Genomic DNA, 18,748 nt, shown 5'->3' with positions numbered 1-18,748 from the left:
CCGTCCGACGTCGAAGGAGCACACAGTGGCCACGCCCCCGGTCCCCGAGCACATCGCGCGCGTCCTCGCGCAGCCCAACCCCGCCGTCATGGCGACCGTCCGGCCCGACGGCGCACCCGTGTCCGTCGCGACCTGGTACCTGTACGACGACGGCCGGGTGCTGCTGAACCTTGACGGCACCCGCAAGCGCCTCGAGCACCTGCGCGCGGACCCGCGCGTCTCCCTCACGGTGCTCGACGGCGACAGCTGGTACCGCCACATCAGCATCCAGGGCCGCGTGACGATCACGCCGGACGAGGGCCTGGCCGGCATCGACCGGCTCTCGATCCACTACGGGGGCAACCCGTACCCGGACCGCGAGAGCCCCCGGTTCGACGCGTGGATGGAGATCGAGTCCTTCCACGCCTGGGGCTACTGAGCTACTGGTCCTGCGACACCGGCCGCGCGCCCGCCGCACCGAGCACCCGGCGCAGGTAGGTGTACGTCAGGTCACCGGCGGCCTTCTCGTACTGCTCCTCGTAGCCGTGCTTGGTGTACAGCGCGAGGTTCTGTTTGGAGTCCTTGCCGGTGAAGACCCAGATCTCCTTGGTCTGCTCCGGCAGGTACGGGAGCACCGCGAAGAGCATCTCGGTGCCGATGCCGCGGGCCTGCTTGTCCGGGGCCACCGCGAGCCGGCCGAGCGTCGCCTTCTCGTCCTCGATCTCGACGCGCACCGAGCCGATCATCCGGTGCCCTTCCCACGCCCCGATCGTGACGACGTCGTCCCGTGCCAGGTCCTCCCGCAGCTCGGCGAGCGTCTGCGTGAGCGGCGGGATGTGCGGGTCGTCGTACAGCTGGGCCTCGGTCACGAACGCGGCGCGCCGCAGCGTGAGAAGCTCGCCCGCATGGTCGTCCTCGACCAGCGCGATCGTCGTGGTGGGGTTGCTCATGGGCCCATGGTGTCAGAGGTGGCGTGCCCCGGTCGACGGGGATCGCGTGCCGGACGGCGGTGTCAGTGGTGCCGCGTAGGTTGCAGTCATGGGGAACCGAGGAGCCCAGCAGCCGGCGGTCGCCGGTGAGCGCATCGAGGTGCGGCCCGCCGTCGGCCGGTACGACGACTTCTACGAGGTGGTGGGGGTCAAGAAGCCCGGCGGCAAGGGCTGCTGGTGCATGGCGTACCGCGACAGCCGGGTGCCCCCCGAGGAGCGGCCCGACCACATGCGCAACCTCTGCGAGACCGACCCCGGCCCCGGTGTACTGGTCTATGTGGACGACGTCGTGGCGGGCTGGTGCTCGGTCGCACCCCGTTCCACGTACCGCCGGCTCATGAACAGCCGCACCATCCCGTTCGTCGACGACCGGGACGCGTGGGCAGCGGTGTGCTTCGTCGTCCGCGCCGGGTACCGCAAGCGCGGGCTCATGCATCATCTCCTCGCCGGAGCGGTGGAGCATGCCCGGGCGCACGGCGCCGAGGTGATCGAGGGCTACCCGGCCGACGTCGGCCCTGACCGGGTCGACCAGATCAGCGGCTACGTCGGGACCGTGCGCATGTTCGAGGCGGCGGGCTTCGAACGCGCCGTCGAGACCGGCGGTGTCAGCGGAGGCCGGCGGCGGTGGGTCATGCGCAAGCAGCTCACCGCGGACGGCCCAGCCGCGGCGGCCGCGGCGGGTTAGCCTCCCCCCATGAACGACGCGACCGCGGCCACCCACTGGATCCTCACGCTGTCCTGCCCGGACCAGCCGGGAATCGTGCACGCGGTCGCGGGCATGCTCGCGGAGCACGGCGGCAACATCACGGAGTCGCAGCAGTTCGGGGACCCGACGTCGGGCCTGTTCTTCATGCGCGTGCAGGTCGAGTCCACGGTGTCCCGCGACGAGCTGACGGCGGCGATGTCGCAGATGGCCGGCCAGTTCGACATGACGTGGACGCTCGACGTCGTGGGCCGACGCATCCGCACGCTCGTCATGGTCTCGAAGGCCGCGCACTGCCTCGTCGACCTGTTGTACCGCGAGCGGTCGCAGCGCATGCCGATCGAGGTGGTGGGCGTGGTCGGCAACCATCGCGACCTCGAGGACATCGCCACGTTCTACGGCAAGCCGTTCCACCACGTCCCCGTCACCAAGGACACCAAGGCGGAGGCGGAGGCGGCCCTCCGCGGTCTGGTCGAGGAGCTGGACGTCGAGGTCGTGGTGCTCGCGCGCTACATGCAGATCCTGTCGGACGAGCTGTGCCGCGACCTCAGCGGGCAGATCATCAACATCCATCACTCGTTCCTGCCGTCGTTCAAGGGCGCCGGGCCGTACCGCCAGGCCCACGACCGCGGCGTGAAGATCATCGGTGCCACGTCCCACTACGTGACGGGTGACCTCGACGAGGGCCCGATCATCGAGCAGGACGTCGAGCGCGTGGACCACTCCCGCACGGTCGAGGACCTCGTGGGCATCGGCGAGGACGTCGAGCGGCGCACGCTCGCCCGCGCCGTCCGCTGGCACGCGGAGCGCCGGGTGCTGCTGGACGGCCGCCGCACGGTCGTCTTCCGCTGAGTTGCCTCGCCGCGGCGGGTGGTGGTCGGCAATCTGTCAGGTAGTCGGCAGTTCGGACTACCGACTACCTGACAGATTGCCGACCACCCGGCCGCGCCCCAGAGGCGGTCAGCCCTTGACCGCGCCTGCCAGGGCGAAGGCCGAGCCCGAGATTCTCGTGACCAGGACGTACAGGCCCAGGACCGGTGCCGCGTAGAGCAGCGAGTAGGCCGCGAGCTGGCCGTAAGCGACCGACCCGTACTGCCCGAAGAACGCGAAGATGCTCACGGCAGCCGGCTGCTTCTCCGGGGAGAGCAGCAGCACGAACGGGACGAAGAAGTTCCCCCACGCCTGCACGAACACGAAGATGAACACCACGGCGATGCCCGGCCGCATGAGCGGCAGCACCACGCGCCGCAGCGCCTGCATGGCCGACGCCCCTTCGGTCCACGCCGCCTCCTCCAGGGAGATCGGCACCGAGTCCATGAAGTTCTTGGTCATCCAGATCGCCATGGGCAGCGAGGTGGCGGCCATGAAGAAGATGGTCCCCGGCAGCGAGTCCAGCAGGTTCAGCTGCACGAACAGCGCGTACACCGGGACCATGATCGCGGTGATCGGCAGGCACGTCCCGAACAGCACCGAGTACAGGAAGTACTTGCCGAACCGCATGCGGTACCGCGACAACGGGTAGGCCGCGAGCACCGCGACGACCACGGTGATGGCCCCCGAACCTGCCGACAGCACGAACGCGTTCCACAACGGCAGCCACGTCAGCTCCGGCGTCATGATCGCCGAGAAGTTGGCGGTCGTGACGGCCTCGGGCAGGCCGAACGACAGTGTCGCGCCCGCGTCGAACGACGCGACGAGCACCCACGCCATCGGCAGCACGAACAGCAGGGCGATCACGAGCAGCACCAGGTTCGCCGCCAGCTTGGTCGCCGTGACGCGCGGTCCGGCCATCTGACCGACGACCACGCCAGGTCGTGTCTTCGCGGCGGGCGCCGTCATCTGGCCGGTCATCAGTCCACCTCCGGTCGGAGCGCGCGGATGTAGATCACGGAGAAGACCGCGCCCACGATGATCATCACCGTCGCGATGGCCGTGCCATAGCCGACCTGCGCGAACTTGAACGCCTCCTGGTACGCCAGGATCGGCAGCGTCGAGCTGTCCGTACCCGGACCACCACCGGTCATCACGTAGATCAGGGTGAAGACCGAGAGCGTCTGCAGCGTGGTGAGCATGAGGTTGGTCGAGATGCTGCGCCGGATGACGGGCAGGGTCACCCAGGCCAGGCGCTGCAGCCCGTTCGCGCCGTCGAGCTGCGCGGCCTCGGTGAGCTCCGGCGGCACCTCGGCGAGCGCCGCCGAGTAGACCATCATGGAGAAGGCCGTGCCGCGCCAGATGTTGGCGATGATCACCGCGAGCATCGGGGTGGAGTAGAGCCAGTCGGGCCCGGTGATCCCGATGCCGCCGAGCATGGTGTTGAGCGTGCCCTCGGAGTGGAAGAACGCGTACGCGGCGAAGGCGGCGACGATCTCGGGGAGCACCCACGCGGCGACGACGACGGTCGACGCGATGGACCGCACCGGCTTGACCGCTGAGCGCAGCAGCCCTGCCAGCATGATGCCCATCACGTTCTGCCCCACCACCGCGGAGAGGAACACGAACACGATGGTGAGCCAGAGCGACTTCGGGAAGTCCGGGTCGCCGATCAGGGCCGTGTAGTTGTCGAGCCCGATCCACTCCGGGTTGAGGGCCGCGGGCCCGGTGAGCGAGGCGTTCGTGAACGAGCCGTAGAACGACCACACCACGGGGCCCAGCATGAAGAGCGCAAGGAGAACGACGGCGGGCGCGAGTGGGACCACCCGCGCCGCGCCGCGGGACGTGAGAGCCATGGGTCAGCCCTGGGTCGTGTTCTCTTCGCCGACGATGCCGACCACTGCCTCGTCGTAGACGGCGGCTGCCTCCTCCGGCGTCTGCTGTCCGGTCATCACGGACTCCATCGCGACCATGATCTCGTTGGAGACCTTCGGGTAGTCCGAGGTGGCGGGCCGGAAGTGGGTCACGTCGACCAGGTCGGTGAAGAACTCGGTGGTCGGGTTGGACTTGGTGTACTCCGGGTCCTCCGCGACGTCGGTGCGCACCGCGATCTGGCTGTTCGCGACGTCGAACCAGAGGGAGTTCTCGCGGTTCAGGGCCATCGAGATGAACTCGAACGCGGCGTCGGGGTTCTTCGAGCCGGCCCCCATCGCGAGGGTCCAGCCGCCCGACATGCTCACGGCGCCCGGCTCCTGGCCGTCCTGCGTGGGCATGGGCGCCGTGCCCATCTTCTCGGACCACTCGGGCCACGGCGCGACGCCGGACTCGAGCCAGTTGCCCGCCACCCAGGAGCCGTCGAGCGCGATGCCGACCTTGCCCTGGGGCAGCCACTCAGCCTGCACGGTGTTACCGATGTTGGTGTCGAGTGCCTGCTGCGGCGTGGGCGCGAGGCCCTCGCTGAACACCGTCTCGAGGAACTCGAGCGACTCGACGAAGCCCTGCGAGCCGAGCACCCACTTGCCGTCCTCGTAGAGGGTGTCGCCGGTCCCGTACAGCAGCATCTCGAAGCCCTGCATCACTGCCGCCTCGCCCTGGGGCTTGCCGGAGTAGATGTTGAACGGGATCACGTCCGGGTCGGACTCCTTGATCGCCCGGGCCGCCTCCAGCAGCTCGTCCCAGGACGTCGGCGCCCAGTCCTCAGGCAGGCCCGCCGTGGCGAGCACGTCCTTGTTGAACCAGAGACCGCGGGTGTCGGTACCCATGGAGACGCCGTAGGTCTTGCCGTCGTCGCCCGCGCCGGCCTCCTTGGCGCTGTCGACGAACTGGTCCCACTCGTCCCACTCGGCGAGGTAGTCGTCCAGCGGTGCGAGGTACCCGGCCTCGACGTCCGACTTGATCATGTACGTGTCCTCGTACATGACGTCGGGCGCGGTGCTGGGCGAGCGGTTCATGAGGGCGAGCTTCGTGAAGTAGTCGTTCTGCTGCGCCTCGATGGGTACGAGCTCGACGGTGATGTCCGGGTTCGCCTCCTCGAAGTCCGCCTTGACGTCCTTGAACAGCTCGTCGGCCTGCGTGAAGTTGCCGAACTTCTGGTAGGCGACCTTGATCGTGCCATCGTCGGTGCCACCCCCGGCCGAGCCGCAGGCACCGAGCGAGAGGGCGAGCGCCGCTGCCGTGACGGGTGCGATGAAGAATCGTGCCGTGCGCATGAAGCTCCCTTGCGTCGTGCGAAGTCCAGCAACATTGCCGGACAAGCTGAGGCACACGATTCACCCCCGACGAGCGGTAGTCAAGGGACTCTCCGGAACAATTGTCAGCGCTGTCACCTTTGGGGGTGGAACGCGGGCTTCGCGCGTCTGCTTTACTTCGCCGGTGCGCCTCCGCCCCGTCAGGAATGTCCTTTTCGTCATCGCCGTCAGCCTGCTCGCCGCGTGCTCGGCGGTTCCCGCCACGCCTTCCGAGCCCAGCGCGTCGCCGGACGACGTCGCCGCCCGCTCCAGCTCGCCCTCCCCCGCGACGAAGGCGCCCGGCCCGTGCAGCCTGGTCGACGCCGAGGTGATCGCCGAGCTCGCCGGATCCCCGCTGGAGGCCAAGCAGGCGGTGAAGGTGGGAGGCCAGCTTCCGGCGTGCCAGTGGGGTACGAACGACCTCGGGGTCCAGGTCGCACAGGTTCCCGCGGGCGAGTGGGCACAGACCCTGCCAAGCCTGATCAACCAGATGCGGCTGTCCGGCGAGCTGGGCGCCGACAACCAGCGGAAGCTGAACGAGGCCGCCGAGATGCTCGCGTCGGACGACCTCGGCACGTCGACGGCATGTGAGGTGTTCTCCCTCATGACGGAGCTGAGCATGAACGAGCCCGACATGACCTCGATCATCAACTACGCCCCGAACCAGGACGACCCGCAGGCCGTCACGGCGCAGGCATGCATCGACGGCGTCTACAGCTCGATCATGCTCGTGAGCACCGACCTCACCGCCGACGTCGCGACCACCACGGCGGCGGAGACCGCCCTGGCTGCGCTGGTCTTCGGCGACGGGTCCTGAGCCCGCCCCGTTCAGCCCTCGACCTCCACCAGGACCGCGACCGTCCTGGCAGGGACCGTGGCAGTCCCGTTCGCCGCGTTCCACTCGGTCCGCCCTACGACGGCGTCCGACCCGCCAGCCTGCACACGCGAGAGCGCGTAGTCGCGGCCGGCCAGCTCCGGCACCTCGACCGTGGCCGACGTCGGCGACGCGTTGAACACCACGAGCACACCGTCCAGCCGCGGGTCGACGTCGGACGGGCCCGCGAGGTCGTCGATCGACAGGGTGATGACGCCGGGGACGGCGTCCGGCCCGGAGCCGGGGAACGTCACCTTCTGCCGGATCAGCTCGGCGGAGCCGAGCCGGAACAGGTCCGTCGAGTGCCGCAGCTCCAGCAGCTCGGCCGCCTGCGCCGAGGCGAACGCGATGTCGTCGGGGCTCGGCTTGAGTGCGGCGTCCGCGAGCAAGGGCTTCTGGTGCGGCCACTTGTCCTCGTTGTCCGCCGCCATCGGCAGGCCACGCCCGAACCCGTTGTCCTGGCCGGACCAGTCGATGGTGTTGAACCAGTCGCCCGAGTCGTACGAGTTGCGGTCCAGCGACTTGGAGCGCAGCAGGTCCGTACCCGCGTGCCAGAACGACGGCGACTGCGACAGCGCGGCGGTCGCGAGCGACACGGTGTTCATCCGCACCCGGTCGGTCATCGGGGTGTCCGCGGGCAGCTTGAGCGCGAGCAGGTCGAACAGCGTCTCGTTGTCGTGCGCGTCGACGTACGTCACCACCTCCTCGGGCGAGTCGGCGTACCCCGCGGGCGAGCCCCGGTAGTCCAGCTCGTCGCCCCTGACCCGCTCCCCGGAGGAGGTCGTGACCTCGTAGGACCGCAGGTTCCCGGCCAGCCCGAGCTTCACGAGGTCGCTCTGGTGCGCCAGGTCCGCCGCCTCGTCGTCCCCGCCGTCGTTGACCGACGCCGGGTCGCCGAGCCGCGCGGCCTTCCCGTTCGGGTCGGTGAACAGCCCCGTCCCGAAGCCCTGCTTGAACAGGGACGCGCCGTCGACCGGCGAGCCGCCGTGGACGGCGTCGCGCAGGCGGTCGCTGAACGTGCCGATGCCCGTGCCGCCGAGCTGACCCTGCGTGGCCTGCTCGAAGCGGGCGTTGCCCGCGACCTCGCCGAAGTCCCAGCCCTCGCCGTACAGGTAGACGCTGGCCCCGTCGACGCCGTGCTCCTCCAGCGTGAGCTCGTCGAGAGCCGCCCGGACCGCCTCCATGTTCTCCCGGGAGTGATGCCCCATCAGGTCGAACCGGAACCCGTCCACGCGGTAGTCACGTGCCCAGGTGACCACCGAGTCCACCATCAGCTTCTCGGCCATGGCGTGCTCCGTGGCCACGTTCTGGCAGCAGGTGCTGGTCTCTACCGCGCCGCTGGCTGGATTCTGCCGGTGGTAGTAGCCAGGGACCACGCGGTCCAGCACGGACTTCGGGTCCTGCCCCGACGCCGCCGTGTGGTTGAACACCTGGTCCAGCACCACCTGCAGCCCGGACCGGTGCAGGCTGCCGACCATCGAGCGGAACTCGGCGACGCGCTCGCCGCCCTCCGCCCGGACGGCGTACGAGCCCTCCGGCGCCATGAAGTGGTAAGGGTCGTAGCCCCAGTTGAAGCCGTCCTGCGCCTGGACCTCCGCGACGGCCGCCTGCTGCTCGGTGCCGTCCGGCGCGAACCCGGAGAGGTCGCCCGTGGTGGCCTGGTCAGCACGGTTCTCGGGGATGGTGGCGATGTCGAACGTCGGCAGCAGGTGGACGGTGGTGAGTCCGGCGTCGGCCAGGGAGCGCAGGTGCTCCATGCCGTCCGAGCCGTGCACGCCGAACGCGCCGTAGGTGCCGCGCAGCCGCTCGGGCACCGTCTCGTCGGAGATCGAGAAGTCGCGCACGTGCAGCTCGTAGATGGTCTGGTCCACCGCACGCTCGACCACCGGCGCCGGCGTGGTGCGCCAGACCTTGGGCCGCCACTGGTTCGCGGACAGGTCGACCGCCACCGAGTGCGTGGAGTCGAGCGTGAGGCCGACCGAGTAGGGGTCGGTCACCACATTGGTCTCGACCTGGCCGGTGCTCGGCACGTACACCTCGACCGCGTACCGGTAGCGGGCGCCCTGCCAGCCAGAACGCCGGTCGAGACTCTTGCCCCCGTCGAACGTCCACGCCCCGTCGCGCTGCCTCTTCATCACGAAGGTGCGCGGCTCGGCGTCGAGCGACGTGCCGGCCGGCCAGGCCTGCAGCGTCACCGCGCGGGCGGTGGGCGCCCACAGCGCGAACGACGCGCGCTTGCGGCCCTGCCAGGTCGCGCCGAGCGTGCGGTCGGTGGCGAACAGGTCGTCCAGCACACCAGGGATCTGCACGCCCGTCGCGGCGGTGAGCGTCTCGCCGTCGTGCCGGGTGAGGCGCAGCGGCCCCTGGAGGGCCGACGTCGCCGCGGCCCGGTCCATGCCCTCGACCTCCAGGGCGAGGTGGCCGGCCAGGTGGGGGAAGTCCTCGGCCACGTCCGCGGGCACCGCCCCCGGGGTCAGTGCGTACGACGTCGGGGCGTCCGCCGCGCCCGTCTCCAGCGCCCAGCCATCGCCGGCGCCGAAGCCGTCGGCAGGCACCAGGACCAGGCCCGCGCGCACCCAGTGCGCGGCCTGCTGCCCCTCGCCCGGCGTGCCCGGCGTGCCGACCTGCACGGTCGGCACCTTGGTCTCCGGGTCCCAGGTGAACGTGACCGGGCCGCCGACGGTGGAGTAGGGGATGTTGGCGCCGTCGCGTTCACCGTCGGCCCCGTAGTTCTCGGCCCAGGAGCCGTTCAGCGCCACCTTGAACTCGTAGGACCCGGCCGGCAGCTCGAACGTGCCGGTGTAGGTGCCGTCGTCGGTGAGGCTGAGGCGGGCTGCCTCGCAGTCCGGGGTCCAGTCGCCGGCGCAGCCCATCTCGCTGTTGTGCGAGCCGGCGACGGCCACCATGTCGATGTCGGGATCGGTGCCGTCGGAGGCCTCGCCGCTGACGTCGACACCCACCGACGCGTAGGAGCTGGCGGCGGCGCGGTCGCCGTCGCCGTCCTGGCTCACGGCGCGGTACTCGACCAGGGTGCCGTCGGGCAGCGCGGCACCGTCGGCGCTCACGTCGTGGAAGACGCGCGGGGTCGTGTCCTCGGCGGTGCCGAGGTGGTGCCACTCGTCGGTGCCGACCGCACGCCAGGCGAAGGAGGTCTCGGCCCAGGCGTCGTCGATGCCCGCGGCGACGGGGGCGACACCGGACACCGCGGCACCCGGGCGGGCGTTCGTGCCCGGCACGACGGTGACCGTGCCCGCGGAGTTGGCGCCGACGGTCCGGTCGGCGACCAGCACGATCGCGGAGCGCGCCGGGACGGTCAGCGTGACCGCGCCGTCGCCGTCCGCCGTCAGCGGGTTGTCGGTGCCGTACAGCGGCGCGAACGTCGCGCCCGGGGTGAGCGTGTCGAGGGTGACGGTGCGCTCGGCTCCCGCGTTGTTCGTGGCGACCAGGTGCTCGACCTGCTCGTCGCGGTGCACGCGGGAGAACGCGTACACCCCGGCGCCGTCGGCGGCGTGGCGCTCGATCTGGGCGCCGGCCGCGAGCGCGGGGTGCTCCTCGCGCAGGTCGGCGAGCGCCGCGATGTGCTCGTAGAGGGGTGCGTCGGTGCCGTACCGGTCGACGCTCCCGGCCTGTTCCCCCGTCACCAGGGGCTGGTCCGCGTACTCGTCCACCTGCGTGGCGAACAGGGTCTGTCGGGCGTCCTTGTCGCCGCCGGTGCCCGCGAAGCCCTGCTCGTCGCCGTAGTAGACGACCGGCTGGCCGCGCGTGAGGTACATGAGCTCGTGGGCCAGCTCGTCGCGCTCGAGCGGGTCGTCGGTGCCCGCGAGCATGTAGCCGACGCGGCCCATGTCGTGGTTGCCGAGGAACGTGGGCAGCGCGGCCCCGCTGCTGTGCGGCGTGGTGTACAGGTCGTCGGAGGCGTACAGGTCCGCGAGCCGCCGCGCGCTGTTGCCGCTGGCGTAGCTCGTGGCGGCGGCCTGGAACGAGAAGTCGAGCACCGAGCTCATGTCGGTGCGGCGCACGTACGGGGAGGTCTTGGCCGCGTCGGCGTCGTACACCTCACCGAAGGTGAAGAACTCGTCCTTGCCCTGGGCTCGGGCGTACTCGTCGATCTCGGCCGACCACTCCTCCCAGAACTCGAAGTTCACGTGCTTGACCGTGTCGATGCGGAAGCCGTCGATGCCGAGGTCGATCCACGCCTTGTAGATCTCCTCGAAGCCGTCGACCACCTCTGGGTGCTCGGTCATGAGGTCGTCCAGGCCGCTGAAGTCGCCGTAGGTCACCGACTCGCCGGCCCACGTCGAGTTGCCCCGGTTGTGGTACAGCGTGGGGTCGTTGAGCCACGCCGGGACCTTCACGTCCTGGTCGGCCGGGTCGATCACGGGCGTGTACGGGAAGCTGGTGGCGGGGTCGAGCTCGGGGAAGCTGCCGGTGCCGGCGTGGTCGGCCGGGTCGAAGGGGTTCCCGTCGGCGTCCGTGTACGGGGCCGTGTCCTGGTCCACGTAGTCGTAGGTGCCCTCGGCGTAGTCGACGACGTCGGCCGTGTGGTTGGTGATGATGTCGAAGTAGACCTTGAGGCCGCGCGCGTGGGCGTCGTCGATCAGCGCCTCGAGCTCGGCGTTGGTGCCCAGGTGCGGGTCGATCTGCGTGAAGTCGGTGATCCAGTAGCCGTGGTACCCGGCGCTCACGTCGTCGCCCGAGCCCTGGACCGGCCGGTTGAGGAAGCTCGGGGTGAGCCAGATCGCCGTCGTGCCCATGCCTTCGATGTAGTCGAGGTTCTCCCGCAGACCGGCGAGGTCGCCGCCCTGGAAGAAGCCCTTGTCGGTCGGGTCGAAGCCGGTGCTGAGCCGGTCGCCCGTCAACCCGCCTTCGTCGTTGGACGGGTCACCGTTGGCGAACCGGTCGGTCATCACGAAGTAGAAGCGCTCGTCGCTGCCGGGCTGACGGACGGGCTCGTGCACCAGTGCGGCGTCCGGCTCGGCGTAGTCGCCGGCGAGCGTGAGCGGCGTCAGGGCGGTGCGGTGGGTCGTGTCGTCGTAGGTGACGCGCAGTGTGGCCGTGCCCTCCAGGTGGAGGGGCGCGTTGTCCTGGCCGCCGTCGCGGCCGTGGGACTCGTCCCACGCGTCGTCGAGCGCCACTTTGTACTCGTAGGTGCCGGCCGGGACCTCGAACTCGGCCTGGAAGGTGCCGTCGCCCTGGGCGACCAGCTCGGTCGCGGGACAGGCCGGGTCCCAGTCGCTCGCGCAGCCGAGCTCGTCCTGAAGGCTCCCCACGAGAGCGGCGGTGCGGTCCTGTCCGACGCCGGTGCTGGCGGTGGCCGACGTCGACGCGCTGGCCGACGTCGACGCGGCAAGCCCGATCGATGCCACCAGGGTGACCGCGACGGCGGCAGCGCCGAGCTGTGTGGAGCGCAGGCGCGCGGTGCGAGACATGGATGACCCCTTCGTCGTCCGGAACCCAGTGTGAGCCGATCGCGACTGTAACGCTTGCAGAACATTGCAGCAAGCGTCCCGGCAAGCAGATCTGCCGCCCGCTGGACGGGCCGTGGCGGGCGGAGGTCAGAGCGGGAGCTTGAAGCCCTCGTGGGACTGCTCGTAGCCGAGGTCCCGGTAGAACCGGTGTGCCTCGGGCCGCTGCTTGTCCGACGTGAGCTGGGCCAGGGCGCAGCCCCGCGCCCGGCCACGCTCGTGGGCATGCTCCATGAGGCGGCGCCCGATGCCCTGCCCCCGCAGCTCGCGGCGCACGCGGACGGCCTCGACCAGCAGCCGGGAGGCCCCGTTGCGCGAGATCCCGGGGATGAACGTCAGCTGCATGACGCCGATCACCTCGCCGCCGGCCTCCGCCACCACGAGCTCGTTGTCCGGGCTCGCCGCGATGGCCTCGAAGCCCCTGACGTGCGCCTCGCCGTAGCTGCCGGTGCGGCGGGCGGCCACGACGTCGTCGGCGATGAGCTCGACGATGCGCTGGAGGTCGCCCCGCTCGGCCTCCCGAAAGATCAGTTCCATGCCCGCCACCCTACGAAGCCGTCCGTCGGTTGTGGGCCCGATCGTCGCGCCTAGAACGGTCACGTAGGCGCAGAGATCGTGCCCACAACCAAGAGGGTTTTCCGCGACCTACGATCGGTGGGTTGTTCCGTTCCCCCGAGAGGCGCATCTTCCGTGACCAGCTCCCCCGTGTCCGCGAGCCCGGACGCGACCCCGCGCAGCTCGTGGATCGCGCTCGCCGTGCTCATCCTCGGGGTCTCGATGGCCCTGCTCGACACGACCATCGTGAACGTCGCGCTGCCGACCATCCGCACGTCGCTCGACGCGTCGGAGGGCACGCTGTCCTGGATCATCTCCGGGTACGCGCTCGCCTACGGCCTCGCCCTGATCCCAGCCGGCCGGGTGGGCGACCGGGTGGGCCACAAGTGGGTGTTCGTCGTGGGCCTGGCCGGCTTCACGCTCGCCAGCCTCTGGTGCGGGCTCGCGTCCGGCTCGACCGAGCTGATCGTCGCCCGCGTGGTGCAGGGCCTGTGCGGCGGCATCTTCTTCCCGGCCGTGACGGCGCTGATCCAGCTGATGTTCGCCGGCCGTACCCGAGGCAAGGCGTTCGCCGTGATGGGCGCGGCCATCGGTTTCTCCACGGCACTCGGGCCGATCGTCGGCGGGCTGCTCATCGAGGCGTTCGGTGAGGACGAGGGCTGGCGCTCGATCTTCTTCGTCAACCTGCCGTTCGGGGTGATCGCGGTCGCCGCGGCCGTGGTGCTCCTGCCCCGGATCGTCGTCGGCACGACCTCGCGCGGGGTCGACGTCGTGGGGCTGCTGATCGTCACGGCAGCGCTGCTCGCCGTGCTGGTGCCGCTCATCGAGGGCGAGGACGCCGGCTGGCCCTGGTGGACCTGGACGTCCCTGGTCGCCGGACTGCTGCTGATCGTGGCGTTCGCCTTCTGGGAGCGCCGGGTCGCAGCACGGGGCGGCAACCCCCTCGTCCCGCCGCGCCTGTTCGCGCACGCCGCGTTCACCGGCGGCGTCATCCTCGCGCTGGTGTACTTCGCGGCGTTCACCAGCATCTTCTTCACGATCTCGATCTTCTGGCAGTCCGGCCTGGGCCACTCCGCGCTGGCCTCCGGGATCGTGTCGGTGCCGTTCGCCATCGGGTCGATCGTCGGCGCGTCGCAGAGCGAACGGCTGGCGCACCGCCTGGGGCGGACGGTGCTCGTGATCGGCACCGGCATGGTCGCCCTCGGGCTCGTGTCGCTGTGGCTCCTGCTCTGGCTGGTACCGACCGGCGACCTGACGCACTGGACCCTGGCCGCTCCGCTGCTGGTCGGCGGCATCGGCAGCGGCATGTTCATCGCCCCGAACGCCCAGTTCATCGTCGCCACGGTGGACCGGGACCAGGCCGGGGCGGCGTCCGGCGTGATCGGCACCATGCAGCGCGTCGGGTCGGCGGCGGGCATCGCCGTCGTCGGCTCGGTGCTCTTCGGGTCCCTGTCGTTCCCGCCCGGCCGCCCGACGCCGGAGATGGTCGCCGACGCCTTCGCCCACGCCGCGACCATGGCGATGGCCACCAGCGCCGCGCTCGCCGTGGCGGCGTTCCTGCTGGTCTTCACGCTGCCACGGCGGGTGGACAGCCGAGCGCGCCCCGCCTGACCCGGTCAGTCCTGGGCGATGTGCTCCCGGACCTCCTCGTAGGCGGTCTCGGAGGGCGCGCCCTCGACGGGCTCGAAGACCATGAGCTGCACGCCCCTGGGGAACGTCTCGGTCGACACCAGCTTCAGGTGGGTCGTCGGACCGTCGGGAAGGAGCCGCTTGCCCTTTCCCACCAGCACCGGGTGCACGAACAGGTTGAGCTCGTCCAGCAGCCCGTGCTGCAGGAGCTGGCGCACGACCGACGGCGACCCCGACAGGAAGATGTCGCCCTCCTCCTGCTTGAGCGCCGTCACCGCCTCGACGAGGTCGCCGGTCAGCTGTTCGGAGTTGCGCCAGGCGAGCTTGCGGGGAGAACGCGACAGGACGTACTTGCGCTTGTCACCCAGGTCCTTCGCCATCTGGGCGTCGTCCTCGCCGGCCAGCTCCCGCTCCGGCCAGGCGCCCGCGAAGCTGTCGTACGTCACCCGTCCGAAGAGCATGCGCGGCGCCGCGTGCGTCCGGGTGACGGCGTCGCCCATGGGCCCGTCGAAGTACGGGAAGTGCCACTCCCCGTCGCCCACCTCGACGACGCCGTCGAGCGAGATGAACATGCTGGAGCTGAGCTTTGCCATGACGGTCTCCCTGAGAGTCGGTGCTGCGGTTCTACCCGTGTCCGACCACGAGCGCGCGGCGAACTCATCGCTGGCAGGCCTGAGGGTCAGCCCGCGAGATGGCTCCACCGCGGCGCAAGACCCGACCACGGCCCGACGTCGGCCACCTTGCCGTCCACCAGCACGACGACGCGGTCTGCGCGGGCCAGCGCCGCGCGCTTCGATGTCGCACCGACCACCGTGGTGCCCCGCTGGCGCAGGGCGGTCCAGAGCTCGATCTCGGTCGAGGCGTCCAGAGCACTGGAGACGTCGTCGGCCAGGAGCAGCTCCGTGTCCGCGGCGAGCGCCCGCGCGAGCGCGAGCCGCTGCACCTGCCCGCCGGACAGCCGCACGCCGCGGTGCCCCACGAGCGCGTGCGGGCCGCCGGCCTCCTCCATGTCTTGCGACAGCCGTGCGCCCTGGACGGGACCCACGATGTCGCGTGCGTGGTCGAGGCGTACGTTGTCCGAGAACGTGCCGGACAGTACCCGCGGCACCTGGGCCACGTGGGCGACCTGGCCCGGGCGCAGGAACACCTGGGCATCGGTCACCGGTGTGCCGTTCCAGCGGACCTCGCCGGTGTGCTCCATGAGGCCGGCCAGCGCGGACAGCAGCGACGACTTGCCCGACCCCACCTGGCCCAGGAGCAGCACCAGCTCGCCGCGTCGGATCTCGAGGTCGACGTCCGAGACGCCGATCGTGCCGTCGTCGTGCACCGCGGTCAGGTCGTGCAGCTGCAGGCGGTCCAGGGGCTCGCGTCGGGTGGGCTCGGGGGCGGGCGCGGTGCCCGTCACCAGGTCCACGTCCCGCTGCCGCGACACGAGGTCGGCGCCGCCCGCGAACCGCGCCGTCGCCACCTGCCAGGCCCGGGTGCCGGGCGCCTCGGTGACCACCGCGCCCGCCACGACACCGAACCAGGCGAAGCCCATCACGGCGCTCGCCACGAGCAGCGTCGTGGCCAGGTCCCACCGGTCGGTGAGGTAGAACGTCCACGCGGCGACGACGCCCACGTACAGGGTGACCAGCGGCACGGAGTCGAGCACCGCCTGCACCCGGTGCTCGAAGATCGCCGCGTTCACGCGGCCCGCGTCGACCTCACCGAGGTGCCTGCGCACGTCGGGGGTGCGCGCAGCCAGCTTGACCGTACGCGCGGAGTCGAGGGCCGAGACCAGGGCGCGGCCGAACCGTGCGCGCGCCGCCGACGAGCCGGCGGCCGAGCGGCCGGCGATCGGCCGGCCGATGGCCGAGGCCAGCGCCGACACCACCATGACCGCCAGCAGGACGGCGCCCGCGGTCCAGGTGCCGCTGATCAGTGCCGTGACCGCGACGATCGCGAGGCCGTTGACGAAGTCGACCCAGCGGTCCGCGTACCGCACGAACCGGTCGGCGTCCATGGACCGGGCCACCACCTCGCCGGGCGGCGTGGCCGGGAGCCGGTACTGCCGGGTCTGCCCGTGCATGACCGACATCCGGATCCGCAGCAGCACCTCGACCCACCAGCGCGGGTACACGCCCAGTGCGCGGGAGATGAACAGCGGCTGCAGCAGGAGCAGCACGGCGAGGGCGACCAGCAGGTCCACCGGCAGCTCCCCCGTGCCGACCTGCTCGACGGTGCGACCCCAGAGGAACCCGGTGAGCGCGCCCTGGGCCGCTACGAGGCTGGCCAGGAGGAACAGGAGCGCCCCGAACAGGCCCCACTTCGGGCGGATGAACAGCGCGTGCAGCACGCCGCGCGCGAGGCTCGGGCCGACGCCCGGCTCGGGCAGGTCCGGCGGTGTCCCGGCCCGGCGTCGGCCGCCGACGGCGTCGGGCTCGGCCGTCGCCGGGTCGAGGTCGGCCGGGTCGGGCTCGGCCGGGTCGGGTTCGGCGGTTGCCCTGTCCGGCGTGGCGACCGCCTGGGCCCGCGTCTCGGCCGCGACGTCGACCGCATCGTCGGCCTTGGCACCGGCCGGGGCCCCGTCCAGCGACCCGTCGCTCGCGCCGGCCACGAGCAGCGTCCGGAACGGACCGGGCACACGAGCGAGCTCGGCGCGCCGACCCTGCTGCACCACACGACCGTGGTCGAGCACCGCGACCAGGTCCGCTCGCTCGATGGTGCCGAGCCGGTGCGCGATGAGCACACCAGTACGCCCGGTGAGCAGCCGGTCCGATGCCGCCACCACGCGCGCCTCGGTGAGCGGGTCCATGCGCGCGGTCGCCTCGTCGAGGACCACCAGCTGCACGTCGCGCACCAGGAGCCGCGCGAACGCGACGAGCTGCTCCTCGCCGGCGGACAGCGTGGTGCCGCCCGGCCCGAGCAGGGTCTCCAGGCCGTCCGGCATGCCCGCCACCCAGTCGGTCAGGCCGAGCTCGCGCACCGCACCCTCGACGTCGGCTCGCGGCACGTCGGCGAACAGCGCGATGTTCTCCGCCAGCGTCCCCGCGATGATCTCGGTGCGCTGCGTGACGACACCCACCGCGCCGCGCAGCTTCTGCAGGTCCAGGTCCCGCACGTCGGCGCCGCCCAGGAAGACCGAACCGGGTTCCGGCTCCACGGCACGGGACATCAGCGCCGCCAGCGTCGACTTGCCCGAGCCCGTGCGGCCCACGAGCGCGATCGTCTGCCCGGCGGGTACGGACAGGTCCACGCCGCGCAGGGCGAACGTGCCCTCGGCATAGGCGAAGGTCAGGTCCCGCACCTCGAGCCCGAGCGGCCCGTCCGGCAGGTCGTCCCCGCCGTCGGGCTCCGGCTCGACCGCCAGCATCTGCCGGATGCGCAGCACCGCGCCGAGGCCCTCCTGGATGTCCGGCAGGTGGTGCACCAGGTTGTCCATCTGGCCCACGAACATCGCGGTGATGAGGAACAGCGTGACGAGCTGGTCCACCGACAGCCCGCCGCCGGAGGCGACGACCGCACAGACCACGGCGGTCCCGGCCAGCAGCGCGTACATCACCAGACCGGCACGCCGCAGCAGCGTCTCCTCGACGCGCACCACGTCCTTGAACTTGCTGTGCACCACCGCCGAGAGCTGCGCGACCCGCCGCACGGCGAACGCCTGGCCCAGGCTGGTCCGCAGGTCGTTGCGGGCGGCCACGGCCTCCTCGAAGGCCGCGGCGTGGTCGGTCCACGCCGCCTCCTCGATCACCTTGCGGCGCGAGATCTCACCGAGCAGCGGCCGGGTGAGCAGGGCGACGATGCCACCCAGCACGGGGAACAGGAACCAGGCCGGCCACCAGGTGACGCCCGCGATGATCCACATGGGGACGACACCGACCACCGTGCGGCCGGCGCCCCAGAGCTGACGGCGCACCAGGGTGCCGACGGCGTGCGTGTCGTCGTCGACCCGGTCGAGCACCTCACCCACGGCCTGCTCGGACAGCGTCGCGAGCGGCTGGCGCAGCGCGGCGCTGAGCAGGTCGCTCCGCAGCCTGCCCTCGGCCCGGTCCACGACGCTGGCCCAGACGACCTGCCCGGCGCCGTCGAACAACGCACCGCCCACGACGCACACGGCGAGCAGCACGAGCCCGACGAGGGTCGCGTCCGCCGCCAGCTGCCCGGCCGCGACGGTGCCGAGCGCCTGGCCCACGGCGCCCGTGGTGAGGGCGAGCAGGGCGACCACGGCCGCCGCGCCGCGCAGCCGCCGCCAGTCGAGCCGGCGGGTCGGGTCGGCCGTCAGAGCGGGCGCAGGAGGAGGCGACGCCTCGGCGGAGGGCGTGGTGTCAGGGGTGCGCGGAGCGTCGATCATCGTTTCCTGAGGCTACGTCCAGACACCGACACTCCCCGCCTCTTTTTCCGCAGAGCGACGAGCGTCACGCCCACCCCCGCGAGGTAGCCCTCTGGCGAGGTAGTCGTGCAGCGAGGTAGTC

General features: G+C 71.3%; 13 protein-coding genes. 5 read left to right on the top strand and 8 right to left on the bottom strand.

Translation table 11 applies throughout. From position 1 onward, the window contains the following. Window positions 1-25: 25 nt before the first annotated feature. Entirely contained in the window at window positions 26-418 is a 393-nt protein-coding gene (locus tag LUM46_RS08315; protein ID WP_274993323.1) for a PPOX class F420-dependent oxidoreductase, read from the top strand. A gap of 1 nt (window position 419) precedes the next feature. Here LUM46_RS08315 and LUM46_RS08310 read toward each other — a convergent pair whose 3' ends face one another. After that, a complete protein-coding gene (locus tag LUM46_RS08310) occupies window positions 420-929 on the bottom strand; it encodes a GNAT family N-acetyltransferase (RefSeq protein WP_274993322.1) in 510 nt (169 codons plus the stop codon). 88 nt (window positions 930-1,017) lie between these two features. Here LUM46_RS08310 and LUM46_RS08305 point away from each other — a divergent pair, with 88 nt between their 5' ends. Both LUM46_RS08305 and purU read left to right on the top strand, forming a co-directional pair. Next, window positions 1,018-1,653 (top strand): GNAT family N-acetyltransferase, encoded by a 636-nt coding sequence (locus tag LUM46_RS08305; protein WP_274993321.1) that lies wholly within the window; start codon window positions 1,018-1,020, stop codon window positions 1,651-1,653. A gap of 9 nt (window positions 1,654-1,662) precedes the next feature. Continuing rightward, on the top strand, window positions 1,663-2,523 hold the full coding sequence (gene purU / locus LUM46_RS08300) for a formyltetrahydrofolate deformylase (RefSeq protein WP_274993320.1): 861 nt from the start codon (window positions 1,663-1,665) through the stop codon (window positions 2,521-2,523). Between the two features lie 108 nt (window positions 2,524-2,631). Here purU and LUM46_RS08295 read toward each other — a convergent pair whose 3' ends face one another. The 3 genes from LUM46_RS08295 to LUM46_RS08285 are packed head-to-tail and all read right to left on the bottom strand — an operon-like array spanning window position 2,632 to window position 5,750. After that, entirely contained in the window at window positions 2,632-3,522 is an 891-nt protein-coding gene (locus tag LUM46_RS08295; protein ID WP_374726944.1) for a carbohydrate ABC transporter permease, read from the bottom strand. Further along, on the bottom strand, window positions 3,522-4,397 hold the full coding sequence (locus tag LUM46_RS08290; protein ID WP_274993319.1) for a carbohydrate ABC transporter permease: 876 nt from the start codon (window positions 4,395-4,397) through the stop codon (window positions 3,522-3,524). Before LUM46_RS08290 ends, LUM46_RS08295 begins: the two co-directional genes overlap by 1 nt. A 3-nt stretch (window positions 4,398-4,400) precedes the next feature. Further along, a complete protein-coding gene (locus tag LUM46_RS08285; protein WP_274993318.1) occupies window positions 4,401-5,750 on the bottom strand; it encodes an extracellular solute-binding protein in 1,350 nt (449 codons plus the stop codon). A gap of 163 nt (window positions 5,751-5,913) precedes the next feature. Between LUM46_RS08285 and LUM46_RS08280 the strand changes: the two genes are divergently transcribed. Beyond that, complete coding sequence (locus tag LUM46_RS08280; RefSeq protein ID WP_274993317.1) at window positions 5,914-6,585, top strand: DUF3558 domain-containing protein; 672 nt, start codon at window positions 5,914-5,916, stop codon at window positions 6,583-6,585. Between the two features lie 11 nt (window positions 6,586-6,596). On the opposite strand, the gene pulA is transcribed toward LUM46_RS08280, so the two are convergent. Together pulA and LUM46_RS08270 are read right to left on the bottom strand one after the other, a co-directional pair. After that, entirely contained in the window at window positions 6,597-12,071 is a 5,475-nt protein-coding gene (gene pulA, locus LUM46_RS08275) for a pullulanase-type alpha-1,6-glucosidase (RefSeq protein ID WP_274993316.1), read from the bottom strand. Window positions 12,072-12,197: 126 nt separating this feature from the next. Continuing rightward, window positions 12,198-12,644 carry a GNAT family N-acetyltransferase gene (locus LUM46_RS08270; RefSeq protein ID WP_274993315.1) on the bottom strand — a complete coding sequence of 149 codons (447 nt, stop codon included), beginning with the start codon at window positions 12,642-12,644 and terminating at the stop codon, window positions 12,198-12,200. 153 nt (window positions 12,645-12,797) lie between these two features. Between LUM46_RS08270 and LUM46_RS08265 the strand changes: the two genes are divergently transcribed. Continuing rightward, complete coding sequence (locus LUM46_RS08265) at window positions 12,798-14,273, top strand: MFS transporter (protein ID WP_274993314.1); 1,476 nt, start codon at window positions 12,798-12,800, stop codon at window positions 14,271-14,273. A gap of 5 nt (window positions 14,274-14,278) precedes the next feature. Here LUM46_RS08265 and LUM46_RS08260 read toward each other — a convergent pair whose 3' ends face one another. Together LUM46_RS08260 and LUM46_RS08255 are read right to left on the bottom strand one after the other, a co-directional pair. Then, window positions 14,279-14,884, bottom strand: coding sequence for a dihydrofolate reductase family protein (locus tag LUM46_RS08260; protein ID WP_274993313.1), 606 nt, complete (start codon window positions 14,882-14,884; stop codon window positions 14,279-14,281). A gap of 86 nt (window positions 14,885-14,970) precedes the next feature. After that, window positions 14,971-18,627 carry an ATP-binding cassette domain-containing protein gene (locus tag LUM46_RS08255; protein WP_274993312.1) on the bottom strand — a complete coding sequence of 1,219 codons (3,657 nt, stop codon included), beginning with the start codon at window positions 18,625-18,627 and terminating at the stop codon, window positions 14,971-14,973. Window positions 18,628-18,748: the final 121 nt, after the last annotated feature.

Origin of the sequence: Promicromonospora iranensis, assembly GCF_028994805.1 — a bacterium.
In the GTDB taxonomy this organism is placed as follows: domain Bacteria; phylum Actinomycetota; class Actinomycetes; order Actinomycetales; family Cellulomonadaceae; genus Promicromonospora; species Promicromonospora iranensis.
This window is presented reverse-complemented; position numbering and strand designations above follow the sequence as displayed.

Bases quoted from the DNA above. Each gene is read 5' to 3' on its own strand.
- LUM46_RS08310 (WP_274993322.1), bottom strand. From the start codon at position 929: ATGAGCAACCCCACCACGACGATCGCGCTGGTCGAGGACGACCATGCG.
- LUM46_RS08305 (WP_274993321.1), top strand. From the start codon at position 1,018: ATGGGGAACCGAGGAGCCCAGCAGCCGGCGGTCGCCGGTGAGCGCATC.
- purU (WP_274993320.1), top strand. From the start codon at position 1,663: ATGAACGACGCGACCGCGGCCACCCACTGGATCCTCACGCTGTCCTGC.
- LUM46_RS08295 (WP_374726944.1), bottom strand. From the start codon at position 3,522: ATGACCGGCCAGATGACGGCGCCCGCCGCGAAGACACGACCTGGCGTG.
- LUM46_RS08290 (WP_274993319.1), bottom strand. From the start codon at position 4,397: ATGGCTCTCACGTCCCGCGGCGCGGCGCGGGTGGTCCCACTCGCGCCC.
- LUM46_RS08285 (WP_274993318.1), bottom strand. From the start codon at position 5,750: ATGCGCACGGCACGATTCTTCATCGCACCCGTCACGGCAGCGGCGCTC.
- pulA (WP_274993316.1), bottom strand. From the start codon at position 12,071: ATGTCTCGCACCGCGCGCCTGCGCTCCACACAGCTCGGCGCTGCCGCC.
- LUM46_RS08270 (WP_274993315.1), bottom strand. From the start codon at position 12,644: ATGGAACTGATCTTTCGGGAGGCCGAGCGGGGCGACCTCCAGCGCATC.
- LUM46_RS08260 (WP_274993313.1), bottom strand. From the start codon at position 14,884: ATGGCAAAGCTCAGCTCCAGCATGTTCATCTCGCTCGACGGCGTCGTC.
- LUM46_RS08255 (WP_274993312.1), bottom strand. From the start codon at position 18,627: ATGATCGACGCTCCGCGCACCCCTGACACCACGCCCTCCGCCGAGGCG.